Source organism: Streptomyces sp. NPDC046759, assembly GCF_040645475.1.
In the GTDB taxonomy this organism is placed as follows: domain Bacteria; phylum Actinomycetota; class Actinomycetes; order Streptomycetales; family Streptomycetaceae; genus Streptomyces.
Genome location: NZ_JBEYYJ010000001.1, coordinates 86,754 through 104,040 on the forward strand (window position 1 = coordinate 86,754; position 17,287 = coordinate 104,040).

Consider the following 17,287-nt stretch of genomic DNA (forward strand, 5'->3'; position numbering starts at 1 on the left):
CTTCAGCCGTTCCGGCGGAACTCGCACCACACCGCCTTGCCGCCGCCCCGCGCCTCCACGCCCCACGCGTCGGCCAGCATGTCCACGAGCATCAGGCCCCGGCCGGAGACGCCGTCCTCCCTCGCCTCGAGGCGGCGCGGCAGGGCGCTGGAGGTGTCCTCGACCTCGATCCTCAGTCTGCCGTGGCCGCCGTCGAGGGCCCGCAGGGTCACGATCGCGGAGCCCTCGGTGTGCATGAGCGCATTGGTGATCAGTTCGTCGGCGACCAGCTCGATCTCGTCGGAGTGCTCGCGGTACCCCCAGGAGCGGACCGCGGCGCGGATCAGATGCCGGGCCTGGGTGAGGGCCTTCGGGTCCCCGGGTGCCACGTGCTGCTGCAGCCGGCCTCCGGCGGGCGGGGCCTCCGGGGCTCGCCGGCGCAGCAGGAGCAGCGCCACGTCGTCGTCGCCGTCGCGTTCCTCCGCCAGCTGGATCAGCCGGTCGGCCAGGGCGGGGACGTCCCCGGGGCCGTCCGCGACCAGGACCGACAGGCGCCGCATGCCGTCGTCGACGTCGGTGCCGGGCTGCTCGACGAGCCCGTCGGTGCACAGCAGCAGCGTGTGGCCGGGGTCGAGCTCCAGGGTGGCGACGGGGTACTCCAGCCGGCCGAACTCGGCGGACAGGCCGAGCGGCAGCCCGCCCTCGACCGGCACCCGGCGGCAGGAGCCGTCGGCGTGCCGGATCAGCGGGTCGATATGGCCGGCGCGGACCGCCTGCACGACGCCGGTCGACAGGTCTGTCTCGGCGTACAGGCAGGTGGCGAAGCGGTCGGTGTCCAGTTCGTGCAGGAACACCGAGGAACGGGCCATCACGGCGGCCGGGGTGTGGCCCTCGGCGGCGTAGGCGCGCAGCACGATGCGCAGCTGACCCATGACGGCCGCGGCGTGCGTGTCGTGGCCCTGGACGTCGCCGATGACGGCGCCGACCCGGCCGCCGGGCAGCGGGATCAGGTCGTACCAGTCGCCGCCGATGTCCCGGCCGAGGGCGCCCGCGGCGGTGCCGGCGCGGTAGCGGACGGCCACGTCGGCGCCGCGGACGCTGGGGATGGTGCGGGGCAGCATGGCCTGCTGCAGGCCCTGGGCCAGGTCCTTCTCCTGTTCGTAGAACATGGCCCGCTGCATGCTCTGCGCGATGCTGCTGCCGAGCGCGACCAGGACGGCACGCTCCTCCGCGGAGAAACCGCGCCGGTCGCTGTAGAGCAGTCCCATCGCGCCGATCGGGCGGGCCTGGGCGATCAGCGGCAGATAGGCGGCCGAGGTGATGTGCAGATCGGTGAGGTGCGGCCAGAGGATCGGATAGCCCTCGGCGAACTCCTCCGGGGACTCGATGAACCGCGGCAGCAGGGTGCGCACGACCTCGCCCATCGGGTACGGCTCGTCGATCCGGGTGATCTTGGTGCCGGGGACGGAGGCGGCGGCGGGTCCCTCGGCGATGAGCCGGATGCGGCCGGCCTCCACCAGCCCCATCACCAGGCTGGCCGCGCCGAGATGGCGGATGCCGTCGGTGTTCTTGAGGGCTTCGATGACGTCCTGGACGCTGCGGGCGTGGGCGAGGGCGGCGGAGACGGTCTGGACGATGCCGGTCTGCTGGCGGAACGCCTCGTCCTGGGCGTCGCGGACGCTGCGGGCCTCGCTGTCGGCGAGTTCCTCGGTGGCGTCGCGGACTATGCCGACGACCCGGCGCGGTCGCCCGGTGCCGTCCCGGCGGATGTAACCCTGGGTGTGGGTCCAGCGCGTGGTGCCGTCGCGGCAGCGGATCCGGAAGTACGCCCCGTAGTTCTCGCTGCCGTCCTTGATGGCCCGGGCCACCACCGCGTCCAGGCGGGCCGCCTCGGGCGGGGGCACGCGGACGGCCAGGGACTCGGGGCGTCCGTCGTATTCGTCGGGCAGCAGGTCGAACACCTCGTGCGCCTGGGCGTCCATGTGGAACAGGCCCGTGTCCAGGTCCCAGTCGAAGCTGCCCATGCGGTTGAGCGCCAGGATCGGATCCGGGTGAGCGGGCCAGTCCTCCGGGAGTGAAACGGCACTCGCTCCCCGAACTGCCATGGGCCCACCTTGCCAGGATTCATCGGATTTCTCGACCTCTTCGCCCCCACGGGTTACGGGCGTGCGGGGCCGGCGGAAGAGCGTAAGTCAGCGGCCGGGGGGATCCGCCGGGACGTCGAGGAGGCCGTCGCCCTTCGTGCCGGATCCGGCGGTCCGGGAGCCCGCCGTGCCGTAGGTGACCGTTCCGCCGCCGTCCGGCAGGGCGGTGGTGTCGGGCCCGCCGGGCGGGCCGATCCCGTCCTGCAGGCCGGTGGTGTCGGGCACGCCCGGCGGGCCGATGCCGTCCGGCGGGTCCGGGAGGCCGGGCACGTCCGAGGTGAGGTCGAGGGACGGTGAGGTGCGCGGGCCGGCCGTACGGGGGACCGGGGCGGCGCTGCCGGCGGACCGGTCCGGTGACGCCGGGGTGGCGACCGTGGGCGGCGTGCCGGTGGTGCCCGTGGAGGCGCCCGGCCGGCTCGGTTGCGGACTCGGCCGGGAGCTGGACGGCGGCGCCGTGCCCGGCGTGGCGGAAACGTCTGGCGCGGCGGTGGCCCACGCGGGGGCCGGTACGACCTGGTCGGTACGCACGTCGTGGCCGATCCGGCGCTCGATCCAGGTGTGGGTCTCCACGTTGAAGATCGTGAGGCTGGTGACGGCCCGGGGAGCGGGTGTCACAGCGATCACCTGCCCCGGCCGGTAGCCGGGCCAGGCGCTGCCACGGACACCGAAGCCGCCGTGGGTCGGCGCGGGCGAGGCCAGTGGGTTGCCGCAGGCGCAGCGCACCCGGGGCACGCCCCGGTTGTCGACCAGGACCGCGGTACCGGCCTGGAGCACGGCCTGGTAGCCGACCGCCTGCCCGTCGCGGTAGCCGCGGCCGGTTACCCGGGTGTCGGCGCGCAGCACGACCGGGGCCAGGCCCCGCAGATAGCGGGCGAGACCGCTCGCCAGGACGCCGGACGCGCGGGCGAAGGCCTCGCCCCGGGCCCGGTCCGCCGCCAGATAGCCGATCTGCCGCTCGATGTCACAGCCGGCTACGCGTGCGGTCCCGCCGTACAGGCCGGGAGTCGCGCCGGACAGGACACGCATGGCACCCAGGGGGACGCCGACCAGCGCGGCGGGCAGCGCGGGCGGCGAGGGTCCGGTGGCCGGAGGCCCGGTGGGGGTGGCATCGGCCGCACCGGTGTGCGGGGGCGCGGCCGGGTCGGCGCCGCCCGTGCCGGGTGCCCTCGGCGCTCCGGCCGCGGTGACGGTGGAACCGGTGAACGGGTCGGGTCCCTGGACCGCGGCGGGCAGGAGGTAGACGTCCTCGCCCATCCGGGCCTCCTTGACGCCGGGACGGGCGCAGCCGGCGACGAGGACGGCCACCGAGAGCGCGCAGGCCGTGACGATGGATCCGAGGGGTATCCGCACCGTACACTTCCGATCACTGTGGGTGATTCCCTCCTATTGTGGGCATCGCTCCGGTTCGGCTGGCAACTCGGGAGACGACGATGACGAGGACGACACCGGCGGTTTAGCCGCGACGAAGGGCGCGCACGGCCGTGAACTGGTTCACCGCTGACGACTACTGGCTGAGCCGGCTGGTCTTCCAGCGGGCTCTGGCCGCCTTGTACCTGGTGGCGTTCCTGACGGCGGTGCTGCAGTTCCGGGCACTGCTGGGTGAGCGCGGCATGCTGCCGATCCCCCGTTTCGTGGCCCGGATCGGCTTCAAGCGGGCCCCGAGCCTGTTCCATCTGCACTACTCCGACCGCTTCTTCGCCACCTGCGCCTGGGCCGGGTGCGCGGTGTCGGCGGCGCTGTTCGCCGGCGCGGACTCCCTGCTGCCGCTGGGGGCGGGGATCGTGCTGTGGCTGGTGCCGTGGGCGCTGTATCTGTCGATCGTGAACGTCGGTCAGACGTGGTACGCCTTCGGCTGGGAGTCGCTGCTGCTGGAGACGGGCTTCCTGGCCGCGTTCCTCGGCAACGACGAGGTGGCGCCGCCGGTCGTCGTGCTGTTCCTGCTGCGCTGGATCCTGTTCCGGGTCGAGTTCGGCGCCGGGCTGATCAAGCTGCGCGGCGACGCGTGCTGGCGGAAGCTGACCTGCCTGGACTACCACCACGAGACGCAGCCCATGCCGGGACCGCTGAGCTGGTTCTTCCACCATCTGCCGAAGCCCCTGCACCGGGTGGAGGTGGCCGCCAACCACGTCACGCAACTGGTCGTACCGGTGCTGCTGTTCACACCGCAGCCGATCGCCTCGGCCGCCGCCGCGCTGATGATCGTCACCCAGCTGTGGCTGGTGCTGTCCGGCAACTTCTCCTGGCTGAACTGGATCACCATCGTGCTGGCCCTGTCGGCGCTGCGGATTCCCGGCTCGGCGCCGTCCGTGGCGGCGGCGCCGCTGTGGTACGAGGTCGTGGTGCTGGTCCTCGCCGCGCTGCTGCTCTTCCTGAGCCACCGACCGGTGACGAACATGATCTCGCGCCGCCAGATCATGAACCGCTCCTTCGACCCGCTGCACCTGGTGAACACCTACGGCGCGTTCGGCAGTGTCAGCCGGGTCCGCTACGAGGTGGTGGTCGAGGGCACGCTGGACGACGTACCGCGCGAGGACTCGGAGTGGCGGGAGTACGAGTTCCGGGGCAAGCCCGGCGACACCCGGCACTGGCCGCGCCAGTTCGCCCCGTACCATCTGCGGCTGGACTGGCTGATGTGGTTCGCGGCGCTGTCCCCGGGCTATGCCGGCGACTGGTTCGGCGGCCTGGTGGAACGCCTGCTGGAGAACGACCGCGACACCCTGCGCCTGCTGCGCCGCTCCCCCTTCCCACCGGACGACCCGCCCCGCTACGTCCGGGCCCGCCTGTTCCGGTACCGGTACACCACCTGGCGGGAACTGCGGGAGTCGGGCGCGTGCTGGGAGCGGACGTACGTGCGCGAGTACCTGCCGCCGACCCGGCTGGCGGGGGCGGTTCAGAGGTCGTAGACGCGGGTGGCGGTGGTGTCGAGGACCTGGGTGCGTTCGGCCGGCCCCAGCAACCGGACCGTCGCGTCGAGGACCTGGCCGTAGGTCGCGGCGGGGGTGCACACCGGCCAGTCGGAGCCGAACATCAGGCGGTCGGGACCGAAGGCCTCCAGGGCGGTCTCGACGTAGGGACGCAGGTCGTCGACGGTCCAGGAGACGGGGTCTGCTTCGGTGACCATGCCGGAGAGTTTGCAGTACGTGTTGGGCAGGGCGGCGAGGGCGCGGAGATCGGTGGCCCAGGGTTCGAGCCGGCCGGACGCGACGGGCGGCTTGCCCAGGTGGTCGAGCACGCAGGTGAGCCGGGGCACGGACCGGGCCGCCCGCACGCAGGCCGGCAACTGGTGAGGCCGCACGACGAGGTCGTAGACGAGCCCCGAGTCGGCCGTCGCGGTCAGGCCCCGGCGTACGTCCGGACGCAGCAGCCACTCCGGGTCCGGCTCGCCCTGCACCTGGTGCCGGATGCCCTTCAGGGCGGCGCCACCGGGCAGGCTGCGAAGCCGGGCCAGTTCGTCGGCGACGTCCGGGCGGGTCAGATCGGTCCAGCCGACGACGCCCGCGATCAGGTCGTGGGTGTCGGCCAGGGACAGGAACTCGGGGGTCTCCTCGGGCACCGTGACCGTCTGGACGAGGACGGTACGGGTGACGCCGGCCGCCCTCGCCTCGGGTTCGAGATCGCCGAGGGTGAAGTCACGCCGGAGCGGGCTGCCTTCGGGGATCCAGTCCTGGTCCCGCACCGAGAGGTCCCAGACGTGGTGGTGGGCGTCGACGGTCACGGCAGCTCCCAGACGACCGGCAGCCCGGCGTCCGCTCCGGCACGGGAGTAGTCGTGCACCACGTCGAGCAGCTCGGCCATGCGGGCCTGCCAGGCCACGTTGACCGGCAGCCGTTCCAGCTCGGCGAGCAGTCGGGCGTAGTCCTCGCACTCCAACAGGTGGAACAGGTCACTGCCGCTGCGCCAGATGGTCCAGGAGGTGGCACCGGCGGCGCGGATGGCGTCGGTGAGTTCCTGCGGGACCTCGCGGTGGGCCGCCTCGTACTCGGCGATCCGGTCGGCGCGCACCCTGGTGTGCAGGGCGACTCTCATGCGGCGCTCTCCTCTCGGGGCAGCAGGCCGGACTCCCGCAGCTCCTGCCAGAATCCGGCCGGGACGGGCACGGCGAACTGGTCGGCGCAGTCGTGGACTTCGGGCGCGGACCGGGCGCCGGCCAGGACGCACACGACCGCCGGGTGGGCGGCGGAGAAGGCCAGCGCGGCGGCGCGCAGCGTGGTGCCGTGGCGCTCGGCGACCGACTTCATGAGCAGGGCGCGGGCCACCAGCTCCTGTGGCGCACGGGCGTAGTTGTACGTCGAGTCGGGAGCCGGATCGGCCAGCAGGCCCGAGTTGAAGACGCCGCCGAGGACGACCGGGACACCGTGCTCGGCGGCCGTGGGCAGCAGCTCGCTCGCGGCGCTGCGGTCCAGCAAGGTGTAGCGGCCCGCGCACAGGACGACGTCCACATCGGTGTCGCGCACGAACCGGGTGAGCATCCGGGCCTGGTTCATGCCCGCGCCGATCGCGCCGACCACGCCTTCGGCGCGCAGCTTCTCCAGGGCCGGGTAGCCCTCGCGGAAGGCCTGTTCGGCATGGTCGTCCGGGTCGTGCAGGTAGACGACGTCGACCCGGTCCAGTCCGAGGCGGGTGAGGCTCGCCTCCAGCGTGCGCCGGATGCCGTCGGCGCTGAAGTCCCACACCCGGCGGTGGGTCGCGGGTACGGCGAAGCCGTGGGCCAGGTCGTCACCGCCTCCGTCGGCGGTCTCGAGACGGCGGCCGACCTTGGTGGAGACCGTGTAGTGAGCGCGGTCGTACTGCCGCAGGGCCGCGCCGAGCCGGCGTTCGGACAGGCCGAGGCCGTAGTGCGGGGCCGTGTCGAAGTAGCGGATGCCGCGCTGCCAGGCGGCGCGCACGGCGTCGTGGGCCTGTTCGTCGTCGAGCGGGGTGTAGAGGTTGCCGAGCGCCGCGGTCCCGAGGCCGAGCGGGGTGACCTCGACGCCGCTGCGGCCGAGCGTCCTCACCGGCCCACCGGACGGAGCCTGAGGCCCTGCATGCCGCCGTCGACGGCGAGGGCGGTGCCGGTGGTGGCGCCGGAGTGGGGGCTGGCCAAGTAGGCTATGGCGCCCGCCACTTCGGCGGCGGAGACCAGCCGGCCGGTGGGCTGGCGGGCCCGCAGGGCGGCGCGCTCGGCGGCCGGGTCCGGGGTGGCGTCCAGCAGCCGGCCGATCCAGGGGGTGTCCGCCGTGCCGGGGTTGACGCAGTTGACCCGGATGCCCTCGCGGACGTGGTCGGCGGCCATGGCGAGGGTCAGGGAGTACACGGCGCCCTTGGTGGCGCTGTACAGGGCGCGCTGGGGCAGTCCGGCGGTGGCCGCGATGGAGCAGGTGTTGACGATCGCGGCGTGGTCCGAGCGGCGCAGGTGCGGCAGGGCGGCGCGGGCGGTGCGGACCATGCCGAGCACGTTGACGTCGAAGACGTGCCGCCATTCGTCGTCGTCGTTGTCCTCGACCGTGCCCTGGGCGCCGATCCCGGCGTTGTTGACCAGCACGTCGAGGCCGCCGAGCTGTTCGGCCGCCCGCTCGACGGCCGCGCGGACCGAGGCGTCGTCGGTGACGTCGGCGCGATGGGCGAGGAGCGGTTTGCCGACGCAGGCCGGGTTCCGGTCGAGGACGGCGACCCGGGCTCCGCGGGCGGCGAGGAGGTCGGCGGTGGCCCGGCCGATGCCGGACGCGCCGCCGGTGACCAGGGCCTTCAGGCCCTCGAAGTCGCTCATGCGGCCTGTCCCTTCTGGGTGTCGGGGTCGGCGGCCCAGTAGGTGCCGCCGGGGAAGGTGTACCGCGCGATGGACTGCGGGCGGAGGGCGGCGCCGAATCCTGGCGCGGTGGGTGCCGTGTAGTGGCCGTCACGGATGACGACCGGGGTGACGAAGTGCTCGTGGAGGTGGTCGACGTACTCGATGACCCGGTCCTCGGTGGTGCCCGAGAGGGCGAGGTAGTCGAACATCGACAGATGCTGGACGAGTTCGCACAGGCCGACCCCGCCGGCGTGCGGGCACACCGGGACGCCGAACCTGGCGGCGAGCAGCAGGATGGCGAGGTTCTCGTTGACGCCGGCGACGCGGGCCGCGTCGATCTGCACGATGTCGAGGGCGCCCGCCTGGAGCAGCTGCTTGAACACGATCCGGTTGTGCACGTGTTCACCGGTGGCGACCTTCACCGGGGCCACCGCGCGGCGGATCGTGGCGTGGCCGAGGACGTCGTCGGGGCTGGTGGGCTCCTCGATCCAGTACGGGTCGAACTCGGCGAGGGCCTTGGTCCAGCGGATCGCCTCGTCCACGTTCCAGCGCTGGTTGGCGTCGACGGCGAGCCGGATGCCGGGGCCGACGACCGCGCGGGCGACCCGGCAGCGCCGGATGTCGTCGTCGAGGTCGGCCCCCACCTTCAGCTTGATCTGCGTGAAGCCGTCGGTGACGGCCTGCGCGGCGAGCCGGCCGAGCTTGTCGTCGTCGTAGCCGAGCCAGCCCGGGGAGGTGGTGTAGGCGGGGTAGCCGCGCTCCAGCAGCCTCGCCCGGCGCTCCGCGGCGCCTCCTCTCCCCCTTCTGAGCAGGTCGAGGGCCTCGTCGGGGGTGAGGGCGTCGGTGAGGTAGCGGAAGTCGATCTGGGCGACCAGCCATTCGGGCTCGGCGTCGGCGAGCAGCCGCCACAGCGGTTTGCCGGCCCGGCGGGCGGCGAGGTCCCAGACGGCGTTGACGACGGCCCCGATCGCCATGTGCATCACGCCCTTCTCGGGGCCGAGCCAGCGCAGCTGGCTGTCGCCGATCAGGTCCCGGAAGAGCGAGCCGGGGTCGGCGCACAGCCGGGCCACGTCCCGGCCGAGCACATGGTCCCGAAGCGCGTCGATCGCGGCGACCTGGACGTCGTTGCCCCGCCCGATGGTGAAGACGAACCCGTGCCCCTCGTGCCCGTCGGCGGCGTCGGTGCGCAGCACGACGTAGGCCGCCGAGTAGTCGGGGTCCGGGTTCATCGCGTCGGAGCCGTCGAGCTCACGCGAGGTGGGGAAACGGATGTCGTGGGTGTCGACCGCGGTGACGCGGGCGGGGGCCTCGGACACTGAAGTCCTTTCGTTCGTTCGGGAGCGTGACGGAACGCCGGCTCGGACGCGTCAGTCCTGGGCGCGGCCCGTCGTCACACGCGCGATCACGAGGGCGACGAGGATGATCCCGCCGTAGATGGCCTGGATCCAGAACGACGGGACCTGGGCGAGGGTCAGCAGGTTCTGTACGACGCCCAGCAGGAGGACACCGGTCAGGGCGCCGAACATGGTGCCCCTGCCGCCGTCCAGGCTGATACCGCCGATCACCGCGGCCGCGAACACGGTGAAGATCATGTTCTGACCCTGGTTGGCGCTGATCGCGCCGACGTACCCGGTCTGCAGCAGTCCGCCGACCGAGGCGAGCAGGCCCGCGACGACGTACACGCCGAGCATGACCCGGTCCACCCGGACCCCGGCCGCGCGGGCGGCGTCCGCGTTGCCGCCGATGGCGTACAGGGCGCGGCCGGTGCGGTGGTACTTCAGCACGAACCCGGCGATCGCGAAGGCGACGGCGGCGAGCCACACCGACAGCGGCACGCTGAGGAGGGTGGTGGTGGCCAGGGAGTAGAAGCTGTCGGGCATGCCGAACAGGGTCTTGCCCTTGGTGGCGCCGACCAGCAGGCCACGCAGCACGATGAGCATCGCGAGGGTCACGATGAAGGCGTTGAGCCGGAACTTCACCACGAGGACGCCGTTGAAGGCGCCGACGAGCGCGCCGGTCACGGGGACCGCGAGCAGGGCGAGCGCGGCGGGGAAGCCGGTGCCCCAGCCGGCCTGGCTCGCGGGCAGCACCAGCAGGGCGCCCACGGCCGGCGTGATGCCGACCACCGACTCCAGGGACAGGTCGAACTTGCCGGTGATGAGCACCAGGGACTCGGCCAGCACGACCATCGCCAGCGCCGCCGAGGCACCCAGAATGGAGATCAGGTTGCGTTCGGTCAGGAACGAGTCGTTGACCATCGCGCCGAGCACCATGAGCAGCAACAGCGCCGGAACCAAGGCGAGTTCGCGGGCGCGGCGGAGCAGCACGGTCCTCGCCGAGCGGGCGTCCGGGCTCTTCGGTGGCGCGAGCGGCGGGGCGGCCCGGGTGTCAGCCATGGTCAACTCCTTCGATGGAGGCGATCAGCTCGTGGTCGCGCCAGCCGGCCCTGTGCTCGGCGACGACACGGCCGTGGAAGAGGACGAGGACGCGGTCGCAGCGGCGCAGGTCGTCGAGTTCGTCGGAGACGACGAGGACGGCGGTGCCGTCCTCGCGGGCGCTGTCCATGCGGGCGAGCAGTGATTCCTTGGACTTCACGTCGACTCCGGCGGTTGGGTTGATCAGGACCAGCAGGCGGGGTCCGGAGGCGAGGGCGCGGGCCATGACGACCTTCTGCGCGTTGCCGCCGGACAGGTCGCAGACGGGCTGGTCGGGGCCCTCGGCGTGGATGTCGAGGCGGTCGATCAGCTCGGCGGCGAAGCGGCGCCTGGCGTCGGTGGCGACGAAACCGAACCGGCCGAGCCGGTCCAGCACGCTCAGCGTGGCGTTGTCGCCGATGCTCATGGCGGACACCAGGCCCTGCTCGTGCCGGTCGCGCGGGACACAGCCCACCCCGGCGCGCAGGGCGGCCCGCACGTCGCCGAACGGCAGCCGTTCGCCCTCCAGTTGTGCGCTTCCTGCGGTCGGTGTGTGCAGTCCCGCGAAGGACTCGGCCAGCTCGCTCTTGCCGCTGCCGCTGGAGCCGGCCAGTCCGACGACCTCGCCGCGGCGGACGGTGAGGTCGACGTTCTCGTACGCCGGTGAGGTGAGCCCGCGCGCCCGGAGCAGGACGGGAGCATCGTCGTCCGCTGCCCCGCGCTGTACTGCCTGTTCGGCGACGGACTCCCCCGCCATGGCCTCCACCAGCGCCGCCTTCGGCAGGTCGGCGACGGGTGCGGTGGTGATCCAGCGGGCGTCGCGCAGCACCGTGACCGTCTGGCAGACCTCGTACACCTCCTGGAGGTGGTGGGAGATGAACAGGAAGGTGACGCCGGAGTCCCGCAGGGCGCGCATGCGGGTGAAGAGCCGCTCGATCTCCCGGTTGTCGAGCTGTGCGGTGGGCTCGTCCAGCACGATGAACCGGGCCCCGAAACTCAGTGCTCGTGCGATCTCGACCATCTGGCGGTCCTCGACCCGCAGGTCGGCGGTGCGCGCCTCGGGGTCGACGCGCACGTCCCAGGTGCCGAGGAGTTCGGCGGCCTCGCGGCGCAGCCGGCGCCAGCTGATGACGCCGCGGCCGGTCGGCTGCCGGTTCAGGAACAGGTTCTCGGCGACCGTCAGCTCCGGGACGACGGTGGGCTTCTGGTAGACACAGGCGACCCTGCGGCGCCAGGCGTCCCGGTCGGCGAGCGGCGGCGCGGGCTCGCCGTCGAAGCGGACGGTGCCCGCGTCCGGGGCCTGCAGGCCGGTGAGGACGTTGACCAGGGTGGACTTGCCGGCGCCGTTGCGGCCGACCAGCGCGTGGGACTCGCCGGGCAGCACGGTGAGCCGGCCGTCGGCGAGGGCGAGGGTGGGGCCGTACCGTTTGACGATGCCCTCGGCTTCAACAAGCGGCGTACTCATCCGACCGTGTTGCCCCACAGCTTGGGGTCGTCGACGTTGGCCTTGGTGACCAGCGGCGCGGGCAGCTGGTCCTCCAGGATCCCGCTCGGCAGCCTGACGATCGTGGAGCCGTGGTCGGTCGGACCGGGCTTGAAGGTCTTCCCGGCCATCGCCGCCTTGATGTAGTACAGGCCGTACTTGGCGTAGGCGTCGGCGGGCTGGGAGACCGTGGCGTCGATCTGGCCCTTGCGGATGGCGTCGAACTCCTGCGGGATGCCGTCGTTGGAGACGATCGCGATGTGGCCCTTCTGCCCGGCCGGTTCCAGCATGTTCTTGGCCTTCAGGGTCTGCAGGGCCGGCGCGAGGTAGACGCCGCCCGCCTGGAGGTAGATGCCCTTGATGTCGGGGTTGGCGCCCAGCAGGGTGTCGAGCTTGGCTGCGGCGGTGTCGGACTCCCATTTGGCGGGGATCTCCAGCACCTTGAGCTTCGGGTACTTCTTCTTCACGCACGACCGGAAGGCCTCGGAGCGGTCGCGGCCGTTGACCGAGGCCAGGTCGCCCATGATCTGCACGACCTTGCCGCTGCCGACGTGCTGTCCGAGGTAATCGCAGGCCTTCTCGCCGTAGGCCACGTTGTCGGCGCGCACCACCATGGCGACCTTGCCCTTGTCGGGCGCGACGTCCACGGCGACGACGGGTACGCCCTTGCGCTCGGCCTGGTCGAGTCCGGCCTGGACGGCAGCGCTGTCCAGCGGGGCGACCACCAGTCCCTTGACGCCCTGGGTGAGTTCGTTGTCGATGTCGGTGATCTGCTGGGCGGGGTCGCTGTTGGAGTTGACCGTCTTCAGCACCTGAACACCCTCGGACTTGGCCATCCTGGGCACGTAGTCGTTGTACGACTGCCAGAACGGGGAGGTCAGCAGCGGCAGGATCACGCCGACCCTGCCGGTGCCGCCGCTTCCCGCGCTCGCGGTGTCCTTGGTGCTGCCGCAGGCGGCGAGCACGAGCGAGGCACCGGCGGCCAGTGCCACCGCGCCGGTGATCCGGGACCTGCTGCGCTTCCTGACAGTGCTGGCGGGCATCTCGCGGCTCCTCGTCGAGGCGGTTCGAGCAGACGCCGCATACTTATCAGACCAATAAGCGCGGTCGACACCCTCGTGCAGGGAAAATTCAGCGGTCCAAGCGGTAGTGGTCGGACCACTCTGCTGGCTAGACTGCGGCGCACCGGGGAGGGAGGAGCGGCGTGGACGAGGAAGCCCCGCAGAAGGGCACGGTGACCCAGCGCGCCATCGAGGAGATCAAGGCGATGATCGCCGAGGGCCGGCTGGAGCCGGGCCAGCGGCTGCCCACCGAGCGCGATCTGGCGGCCCGGCTGGGCATCTCCCGCAGCTCCATGCGGGAGGCGATCCGCGCCCTGACGGTGATGGGCGTCCTGGAGGCCCGGCACGGCTCCGGGATCTACGTCACCGCGCTGGAGGCCGGGGACCTGCTGGAGACCTTCGGGGTGGTCGCGGACCTGTCCCGGGGCCCGCGCCTGGTGGAGCTGCTCGAGGTGCGGCGGATCCTGGAGTCGACGGCGACCGCGCTGGCCGCCGCACGCATCACCGACAACCAACTGGCCGCTGTGGAGAAGCACTTGGCGGCCATGAACGCCGCCGACGATCCCGAGGAGATCCTCGCCCACGACCTCGCCTTCCACCGCGAGATCGCCGCCGCGGCGGGCAACGAGACCATGGCCGCCATCCTGGAGGGCCTGTCCTCCCGGACCTTCCGGGCCCGCGTCTGGCGCGGCTACCAGGAGGAGGGCGCCTTCGCCCGCACCCGCCGCGAACACGCCGCCATCCACCGCGCCCTCGCCGCCCGCGATCCGGAGGCGGCGAGAGCTGCGGCCGCGGCCCATGTGGGCGAGGTGGAGGAGTGGCTCAGGACGCAGCTGGGTCCCTGACCGGTCCTCCCCATCAGGCTCCCGCCGAGGGCAGAGGCGGTTCCGGGCGCCCGCTCTGCGCCTCGGACCAGGTGCGCAGCTCGTTCGCGCCGACCTCCTCGACCGCCGTCTGCAGTGCCTGCCGGGCCGCCGCGTCACGTTCGGACTCGGGCAGGAGCAGGTAGCGGTCGAGTGCGCGGCGCAGCGACTCCCGCGCCTGCGCGGCCAGCACCCAGCGCGAGCCGGCGCCGTACAGCTGACGCAGGCCGGTGAAGAAGACGGCGCCGCCCGCGATCAGCGCGGTCAGCCAGGCCGGAGCATGCAGGCCGGCCGCCACGACCGTCACCGACGTGGTGAGCAGAGCGCCGAGCTCGGTGCCGTGGTGCAGCCGCCTGGCCCGGTCGGAGGTCCTCGCGTAGAACGTCAGATCCCTCCGGACGAGGGCCAACAGGGGATCCGGCTCCGCGGCCCAGGAACCGTCGGGGATCCTTCTTCGCCTCATCGGCACATCATCGTGGCTCGGCCCACGCCGGGGAAAGCCCCGGCGGTGGGCAAGGGCGGCCGCGCCGGCCGGCCCCGCCCACCGGGGTTCACGCCCTGCGCAGCCTGAGGGTCGCCAGTTCGAACGGCCGCAACCGCACGGTGACGCGGTCGCCGTCCCGCTCGGGCGGAGCCCCCTCGTCCCACGGCCGCTCCAGCAGGTCCGTCACGGTGACGTCCGCGACCGCGAAACCGGCTGTGAGGGTCGCCCGGGTCCGGCCGCCATGGGCCTCGTGGAAGCGGACGACCACGTCTCCGCTGCCGTCGTCGGCGAGCTTCACCCCCGTGATCACCACGGCGTCGTTGTCGACGGTGACCAGCGGGGCGACCTCGTGCGCCCCGGTCAGGCGCCGTTCCGGCAGGTTGATGCGCCAGCCCTCGCGGACCGCGCCGGCGATCGAGACGCCCGGGACCAGGGCGTGCCGGAAGCGGTGGACACCCTGGTCGGTCTCGGGGTCGGGGAAGCGCGGGGCACGCAGGAGGGAGACGCGGACCGTGGTCGTCGTACCGCGGTCGCCGTCGGTGCGCACGGTGCGGGTCACGTCATGGCCGTACGTCGAGTCGTTGACGACGGCCACTCCCCAGCCGGGCTCCTCCAGGTGGACGAAGCGGTGGTTGCACGCCTCGAACCTGGCGGCCTCCCAGGAGGTGTTGGTGTGAGTGGGCCGGAAGACGTGTCCGAACTGGGTCTCGGACGCGTACCGTTCCGCGTGCAGGTCGAGCGGGAAGGCCAGCTTCAGGAACTTCTCCGTCTCGTGCCAGTCGACCTCCGTGTCGATCTCCAGTCGCCGCTCCCCCGGCGGCAGCGACAGCACCTGGGTGACGCGGGAGTCGCCGAAGGAGCGGACGACCCGCACGGAGATCCCGTCCTCGCCGGCGCTCACCTCGTCCGCGTCCGTCAGGTCCGTGACCGTGTTCCGGTAGAAGGAGTCCACGTCCCAGGCGTCCCACATGTTCGGGAGGTCCTGGTGGAGCTGGAGGAGGCACGCGGCCCTGCCGGGGGCGACGGTCTCACGGTCGGCGGCGATGTCGCGGGCGGAGACGACCAGGCCCCGGGCGTCGATCTCGACCCGCAGCAGACCGTTGTCCAGGACGTGTCCGCCGTCCGCCCGAGCCGCCGCACTCGTCCCCCGCGGCGGCCGGTGCGCGGCGGCGCCGCCGGCCGGCACCCCGGCACGGCTGTGCGGCGCCGCGTTGAAGACCAGGTCCCGGTCCCCTTCCCCGGCCAGTGCGCGCTGCGCCGCGCCGATGATGTCGTTCAGTTCGCCGGCGATCCGCTCGTACGTCGCCCGCGCCTCACGGTGCACCCAGGCGATCGACGAGCCGGGCAGGATGTCGTGGAACTGGTGCAGCAGGACCGTCTTCCAGATACGGTCCAACTCCTCGTAGGGGTAGGGGAATCCGGTGCGCACGGCGGCGGTGGCCGCCCACAGCTCCGCCTCGCGGAGCAGGTGCTCGCTGCGCCGGTTGCCCTGCTTGGTCCTCGCCTGGCTGGTGAGGGTGGCGCGGTGCAGTTCGAGGTACAGTTCGCCGACCCAGACCGGCGCTTCGGGGTAGTCGGCCTCGGCCTTCTGGAAGAAGGCCCGGGGTGTCTCCCAGACGACGGTCGCCGAGCCTTCGAGGTCGCGCAGCCGGGCCGCCTTGGCGACCATCTCCCGGGTCGTGCCACCGCCTCCGTCGCCCCAGCCGGTGGGCGCGAGGGAGTGCCTGGCGCGGCCCTTTTCCCTGAAGTTGCGGGCCGCGTGGGCGATCTCACTGCCCTTCATGGAACAGTTGTAGGTGTCGACGGGCGGGAAGTGGGTGAAGATCCGGGTGCCGTCGATGCCCTCCCACCAGAAGGTGTGGTGCGGGAACCTGTTCGTCTGCGACCAGGAGATCTTCTGCGTCAGCAGCCACTTGGAGCCGGCCGCCCGGATGATCTGCGGGAGCCCGGCGGCGAAGCCGAAGGTGTCGGGCAGCCAGGCCTCCTCGTTCTCGATGCCGAACTCGTCGAGGAAGAACCGCTTGCCGTGCACGAACTGCCGGGCCATCGCCTCCGAGCCGGGCATGTTGGTGTCCGACTCCACCCACATCCCGCCGGCCGGCACGAACCGTCCCTCCGCGACGGCCTTCTTCACCCGTGCCCACACCTCGGGCCGGTGCTCCTTCACCCACGCCCACTGCTGCGCCTGGGACATGGCGAACACGAACTCCGGCTCGTCCTCGATGAGCGCGGTCATGTTGGAGGTCGTACGGGCGACCTTGCGCACCGTCTCGCGCAGCGGCCACAGCCAGGCCGAGTCGATGTGCGCGTGGCCGACCGCGCTGATCCGGTGCGCCGAGGGCACGGCGGGCGCCGACAGCACCCCGGCGAGCTGCTCCCGCGCCCGCTCCGCCGTGCCGTTGACGTCCTGGAGGTCCACGGCGTCCAGGGCCCGCTCGACCGCGCGCAGGATGTCGTGGCGGCGCGCGGATTCCGCGGGCAGCTCGGTCATCAGCTCGCCGAGCACCTCCAGGTCCAGGACCAGCTGCCACACCGGCTGGTCGAAGACGGCGAGGTCCATGCGGGTGAGCGTGTACTGCGGTTCGGCGCCGGCGGTGTCCCTGTCGCCGAGCGGCGTGGGCACGAAGGGGTGGTAGCCGAGGACGACCGGGTTGGAGGCGGCCTCGATGTGCAGGACCACCTCCTCGCCGCCGGCGACCGGGGCGCCGATGCGCACCCACTGGTTACGGGGGTTGAGCCCCTTCACAGGGGTGCCGTCGCTCCGGTAGACCAGGCCCTCGCACTGGAAGCCGGGCATGTTCTCGTCGAAGCCCAGGTCGAGCTGGGCCTCGACGGTCTTTCCGGCCCAGGCCGGGGGTACGGTGCCGGTCACCCGGAACCAGCTCGTGCCCCACGGAGCGCCCCACCGGGCGCCCACCTCGATCGGCTGGGGCTCGGCGGCGAGCCCGGCCGCGACCGGCACGGGTTCGCCGGGCGCGTGCCACACCGCGACCTCGAGCGGCACGGTCTCCGGGTACACGGCCGGGCGGATGCGTTCCTCCAGGACGCGCCTGAGGCGGGCTTCCACCAGAGTGCGGTCGTCATGCATGCGG

At 72.5% G+C, this 17,287-nt stretch carries 14 protein-coding genes; 2 read left to right on the forward strand and 12 right to left on the reverse strand.

Annotated features, from left to right (window positions below; translation table 11 throughout):
• Window positions 1–2: 2 nt before the first annotated feature.
• Both ABZ919_RS00375 and ABZ919_RS00380 read right to left on the reverse strand, forming a co-directional pair.
• Entirely contained in the window at window positions 3–2,084 is a 2,082-nt protein-coding gene (locus ABZ919_RS00375) for a SpoIIE family protein phosphatase (protein ID WP_361240503.1), read from the reverse strand.
• A gap of 87 nt (window positions 2,085–2,171) precedes the next feature.
• The gene (locus ABZ919_RS00380) at window positions 2,172–3,473 is read right to left on the reverse strand and encodes a DUF6777 domain-containing protein (protein ID WP_361240506.1); all 1,302 of its coding nucleotides are present in this window, start codon (window positions 3,471–3,473) and stop codon (window positions 2,172–2,174) included.
• A 131-nt stretch (window positions 3,474–3,604) separates the two neighbouring features.
• Here ABZ919_RS00380 and ABZ919_RS00385 point away from each other — a divergent pair, with 131 nt between their 5' ends.
• Entirely contained in the window at window positions 3,605–5,026 is a 1,422-nt protein-coding gene (locus ABZ919_RS00385; RefSeq protein WP_361240509.1) for a lipase maturation factor family protein, read from the forward strand.
• Here the strand turns inward: ABZ919_RS00385 and ABZ919_RS00390 are convergent.
• The 8 genes from ABZ919_RS00390 to ABZ919_RS00425 are packed head-to-tail and all read right to left on the reverse strand — an operon-like array spanning window position 5,014 to window position 12,830.
• A complete protein-coding gene (locus tag ABZ919_RS00390; protein WP_361240512.1) occupies window positions 5,014–5,838 on the reverse strand; it encodes an amidohydrolase family protein in 825 nt (274 codons plus the stop codon). The genes ABZ919_RS00385 and ABZ919_RS00390 overlap by 13 nt on opposite strands.
• Window positions 5,835–6,149: an L-rhamnose mutarotase gene (locus ABZ919_RS00395; protein WP_361240515.1), complete on the reverse strand. Its 315-nt coding sequence runs from the start codon at window positions 6,147–6,149 to the stop codon at window positions 5,835–5,837. The genes ABZ919_RS00390 and ABZ919_RS00395 overlap by 4 nt, the downstream gene beginning before the upstream one ends.
• A complete protein-coding gene (locus ABZ919_RS00400) occupies window positions 6,146–7,117 on the reverse strand; it encodes an aldo/keto reductase (RefSeq protein WP_361240518.1) in 972 nt (323 codons plus the stop codon). Before ABZ919_RS00400 ends, ABZ919_RS00395 begins: the two co-directional genes overlap by 4 nt.
• Window positions 7,114–7,869: an SDR family oxidoreductase gene (locus ABZ919_RS00405; RefSeq protein ID WP_361240521.1), complete on the reverse strand. Its 756-nt coding sequence runs from the start codon at window positions 7,867–7,869 to the stop codon at window positions 7,114–7,116. The genes ABZ919_RS00400 and ABZ919_RS00405 overlap by 4 nt, the downstream gene beginning before the upstream one ends.
• Entirely contained in the window at window positions 7,866–9,206 is a 1,341-nt protein-coding gene (locus ABZ919_RS00410) for an L-fuconate dehydratase (RefSeq protein ID WP_361240524.1), read from the reverse strand. Before ABZ919_RS00410 ends, ABZ919_RS00405 begins: the two co-directional genes overlap by 4 nt.
• A gap of 51 nt (window positions 9,207–9,257) precedes the next feature.
• The gene (locus ABZ919_RS00415; protein WP_361240527.1) at window positions 9,258–10,286 is read right to left on the reverse strand and encodes an ABC transporter permease; all 1,029 of its coding nucleotides are present in this window, start codon (window positions 10,284–10,286) and stop codon (window positions 9,258–9,260) included.
• Complete coding sequence (locus ABZ919_RS00420) at window positions 10,279–11,769, reverse strand: sugar ABC transporter ATP-binding protein (protein WP_361240530.1); 1,491 nt, start codon at window positions 11,767–11,769, stop codon at window positions 10,279–10,281. The genes ABZ919_RS00415 and ABZ919_RS00420 overlap by 8 nt, the downstream gene beginning before the upstream one ends.
• Window positions 11,766–12,830 (reverse strand): sugar ABC transporter substrate-binding protein, encoded by a 1,065-nt coding sequence (locus ABZ919_RS00425; RefSeq protein ID WP_361240532.1) that lies wholly within the window; start codon window positions 12,828–12,830, stop codon window positions 11,766–11,768. Before ABZ919_RS00425 ends, ABZ919_RS00420 begins: the two co-directional genes overlap by 4 nt.
• A gap of 161 nt (window positions 12,831–12,991) precedes the next feature.
• Between ABZ919_RS00425 and ABZ919_RS00430 the strand changes: the two genes are divergently transcribed.
• Window positions 12,992–13,693, forward strand: coding sequence for an FCD domain-containing protein (locus ABZ919_RS00430; RefSeq protein WP_361240535.1), 702 nt, complete (start codon window positions 12,992–12,994; stop codon window positions 13,691–13,693).
• Between the two features lie 13 nt (window positions 13,694–13,706).
• Here ABZ919_RS00430 and ABZ919_RS00435 read toward each other — a convergent pair whose 3' ends face one another.
• Complete coding sequence (locus tag ABZ919_RS00435; protein ID WP_361240538.1) at window positions 13,707–14,174, reverse strand: DUF4231 domain-containing protein; 468 nt, start codon at window positions 14,172–14,174, stop codon at window positions 13,707–13,709.
• 88 nt (window positions 14,175–14,262) lie between these two features.
• Window positions 14,263–17,283 carry a glycoside hydrolase family 38 C-terminal domain-containing protein gene (locus tag ABZ919_RS00440; RefSeq protein ID WP_361240541.1) on the reverse strand — a complete coding sequence of 1,007 codons (3,021 nt, stop codon included), beginning with the start codon at window positions 17,281–17,283 and terminating at the stop codon, window positions 14,263–14,265.
• Between the last annotated feature and the right edge of the window lie 4 nt (window positions 17,284–17,287).

Excerpts from the sequence above, each read along its gene's own strand:
- ABZ919_RS00415 (WP_361240527.1), bottom strand. The coding sequence starts at position 10,286 with ATGGCTGACACCCGGGCCGCCCCGCCGCTCGCGCCACCGAAGAGCCCG.
- ABZ919_RS00440 (WP_361240541.1), bottom strand. The coding sequence starts at position 17,283 with ATGCATGACGACCGCACTCTGGTGGAAGCCCGCCTCAGGCGCGTCCTG.
- ABZ919_RS00405 (WP_361240521.1), bottom strand. The coding sequence starts at position 7,869 with ATGAGCGACTTCGAGGGCCTGAAGGCCCTGGTCACCGGCGGCGCGTCC.
- ABZ919_RS00425 (WP_361240532.1), bottom strand. The coding sequence starts at position 12,830 with ATGCCCGCCAGCACTGTCAGGAAGCGCAGCAGGTCCCGGATCACCGGC.
- ABZ919_RS00395 (WP_361240515.1), bottom strand. The coding sequence starts at position 6,149 with ATGAGAGTCGCCCTGCACACCAGGGTGCGCGCCGACCGGATCGCCGAG.
- ABZ919_RS00420 (WP_361240530.1), bottom strand. The coding sequence starts at position 11,769 with ATGAGTACGCCGCTTGTTGAAGCCGAGGGCATCGTCAAACGGTACGGC.
- ABZ919_RS00435 (WP_361240538.1), bottom strand. The coding sequence starts at position 14,174 with ATGAGGCGAAGAAGGATCCCCGACGGTTCCTGGGCCGCGGAGCCGGAT.
- ABZ919_RS00375 (WP_361240503.1), bottom strand. The coding sequence starts at position 2,084 with ATGGCAGTTCGGGGAGCGAGTGCCGTTTCACTCCCGGAGGACTGGCCC.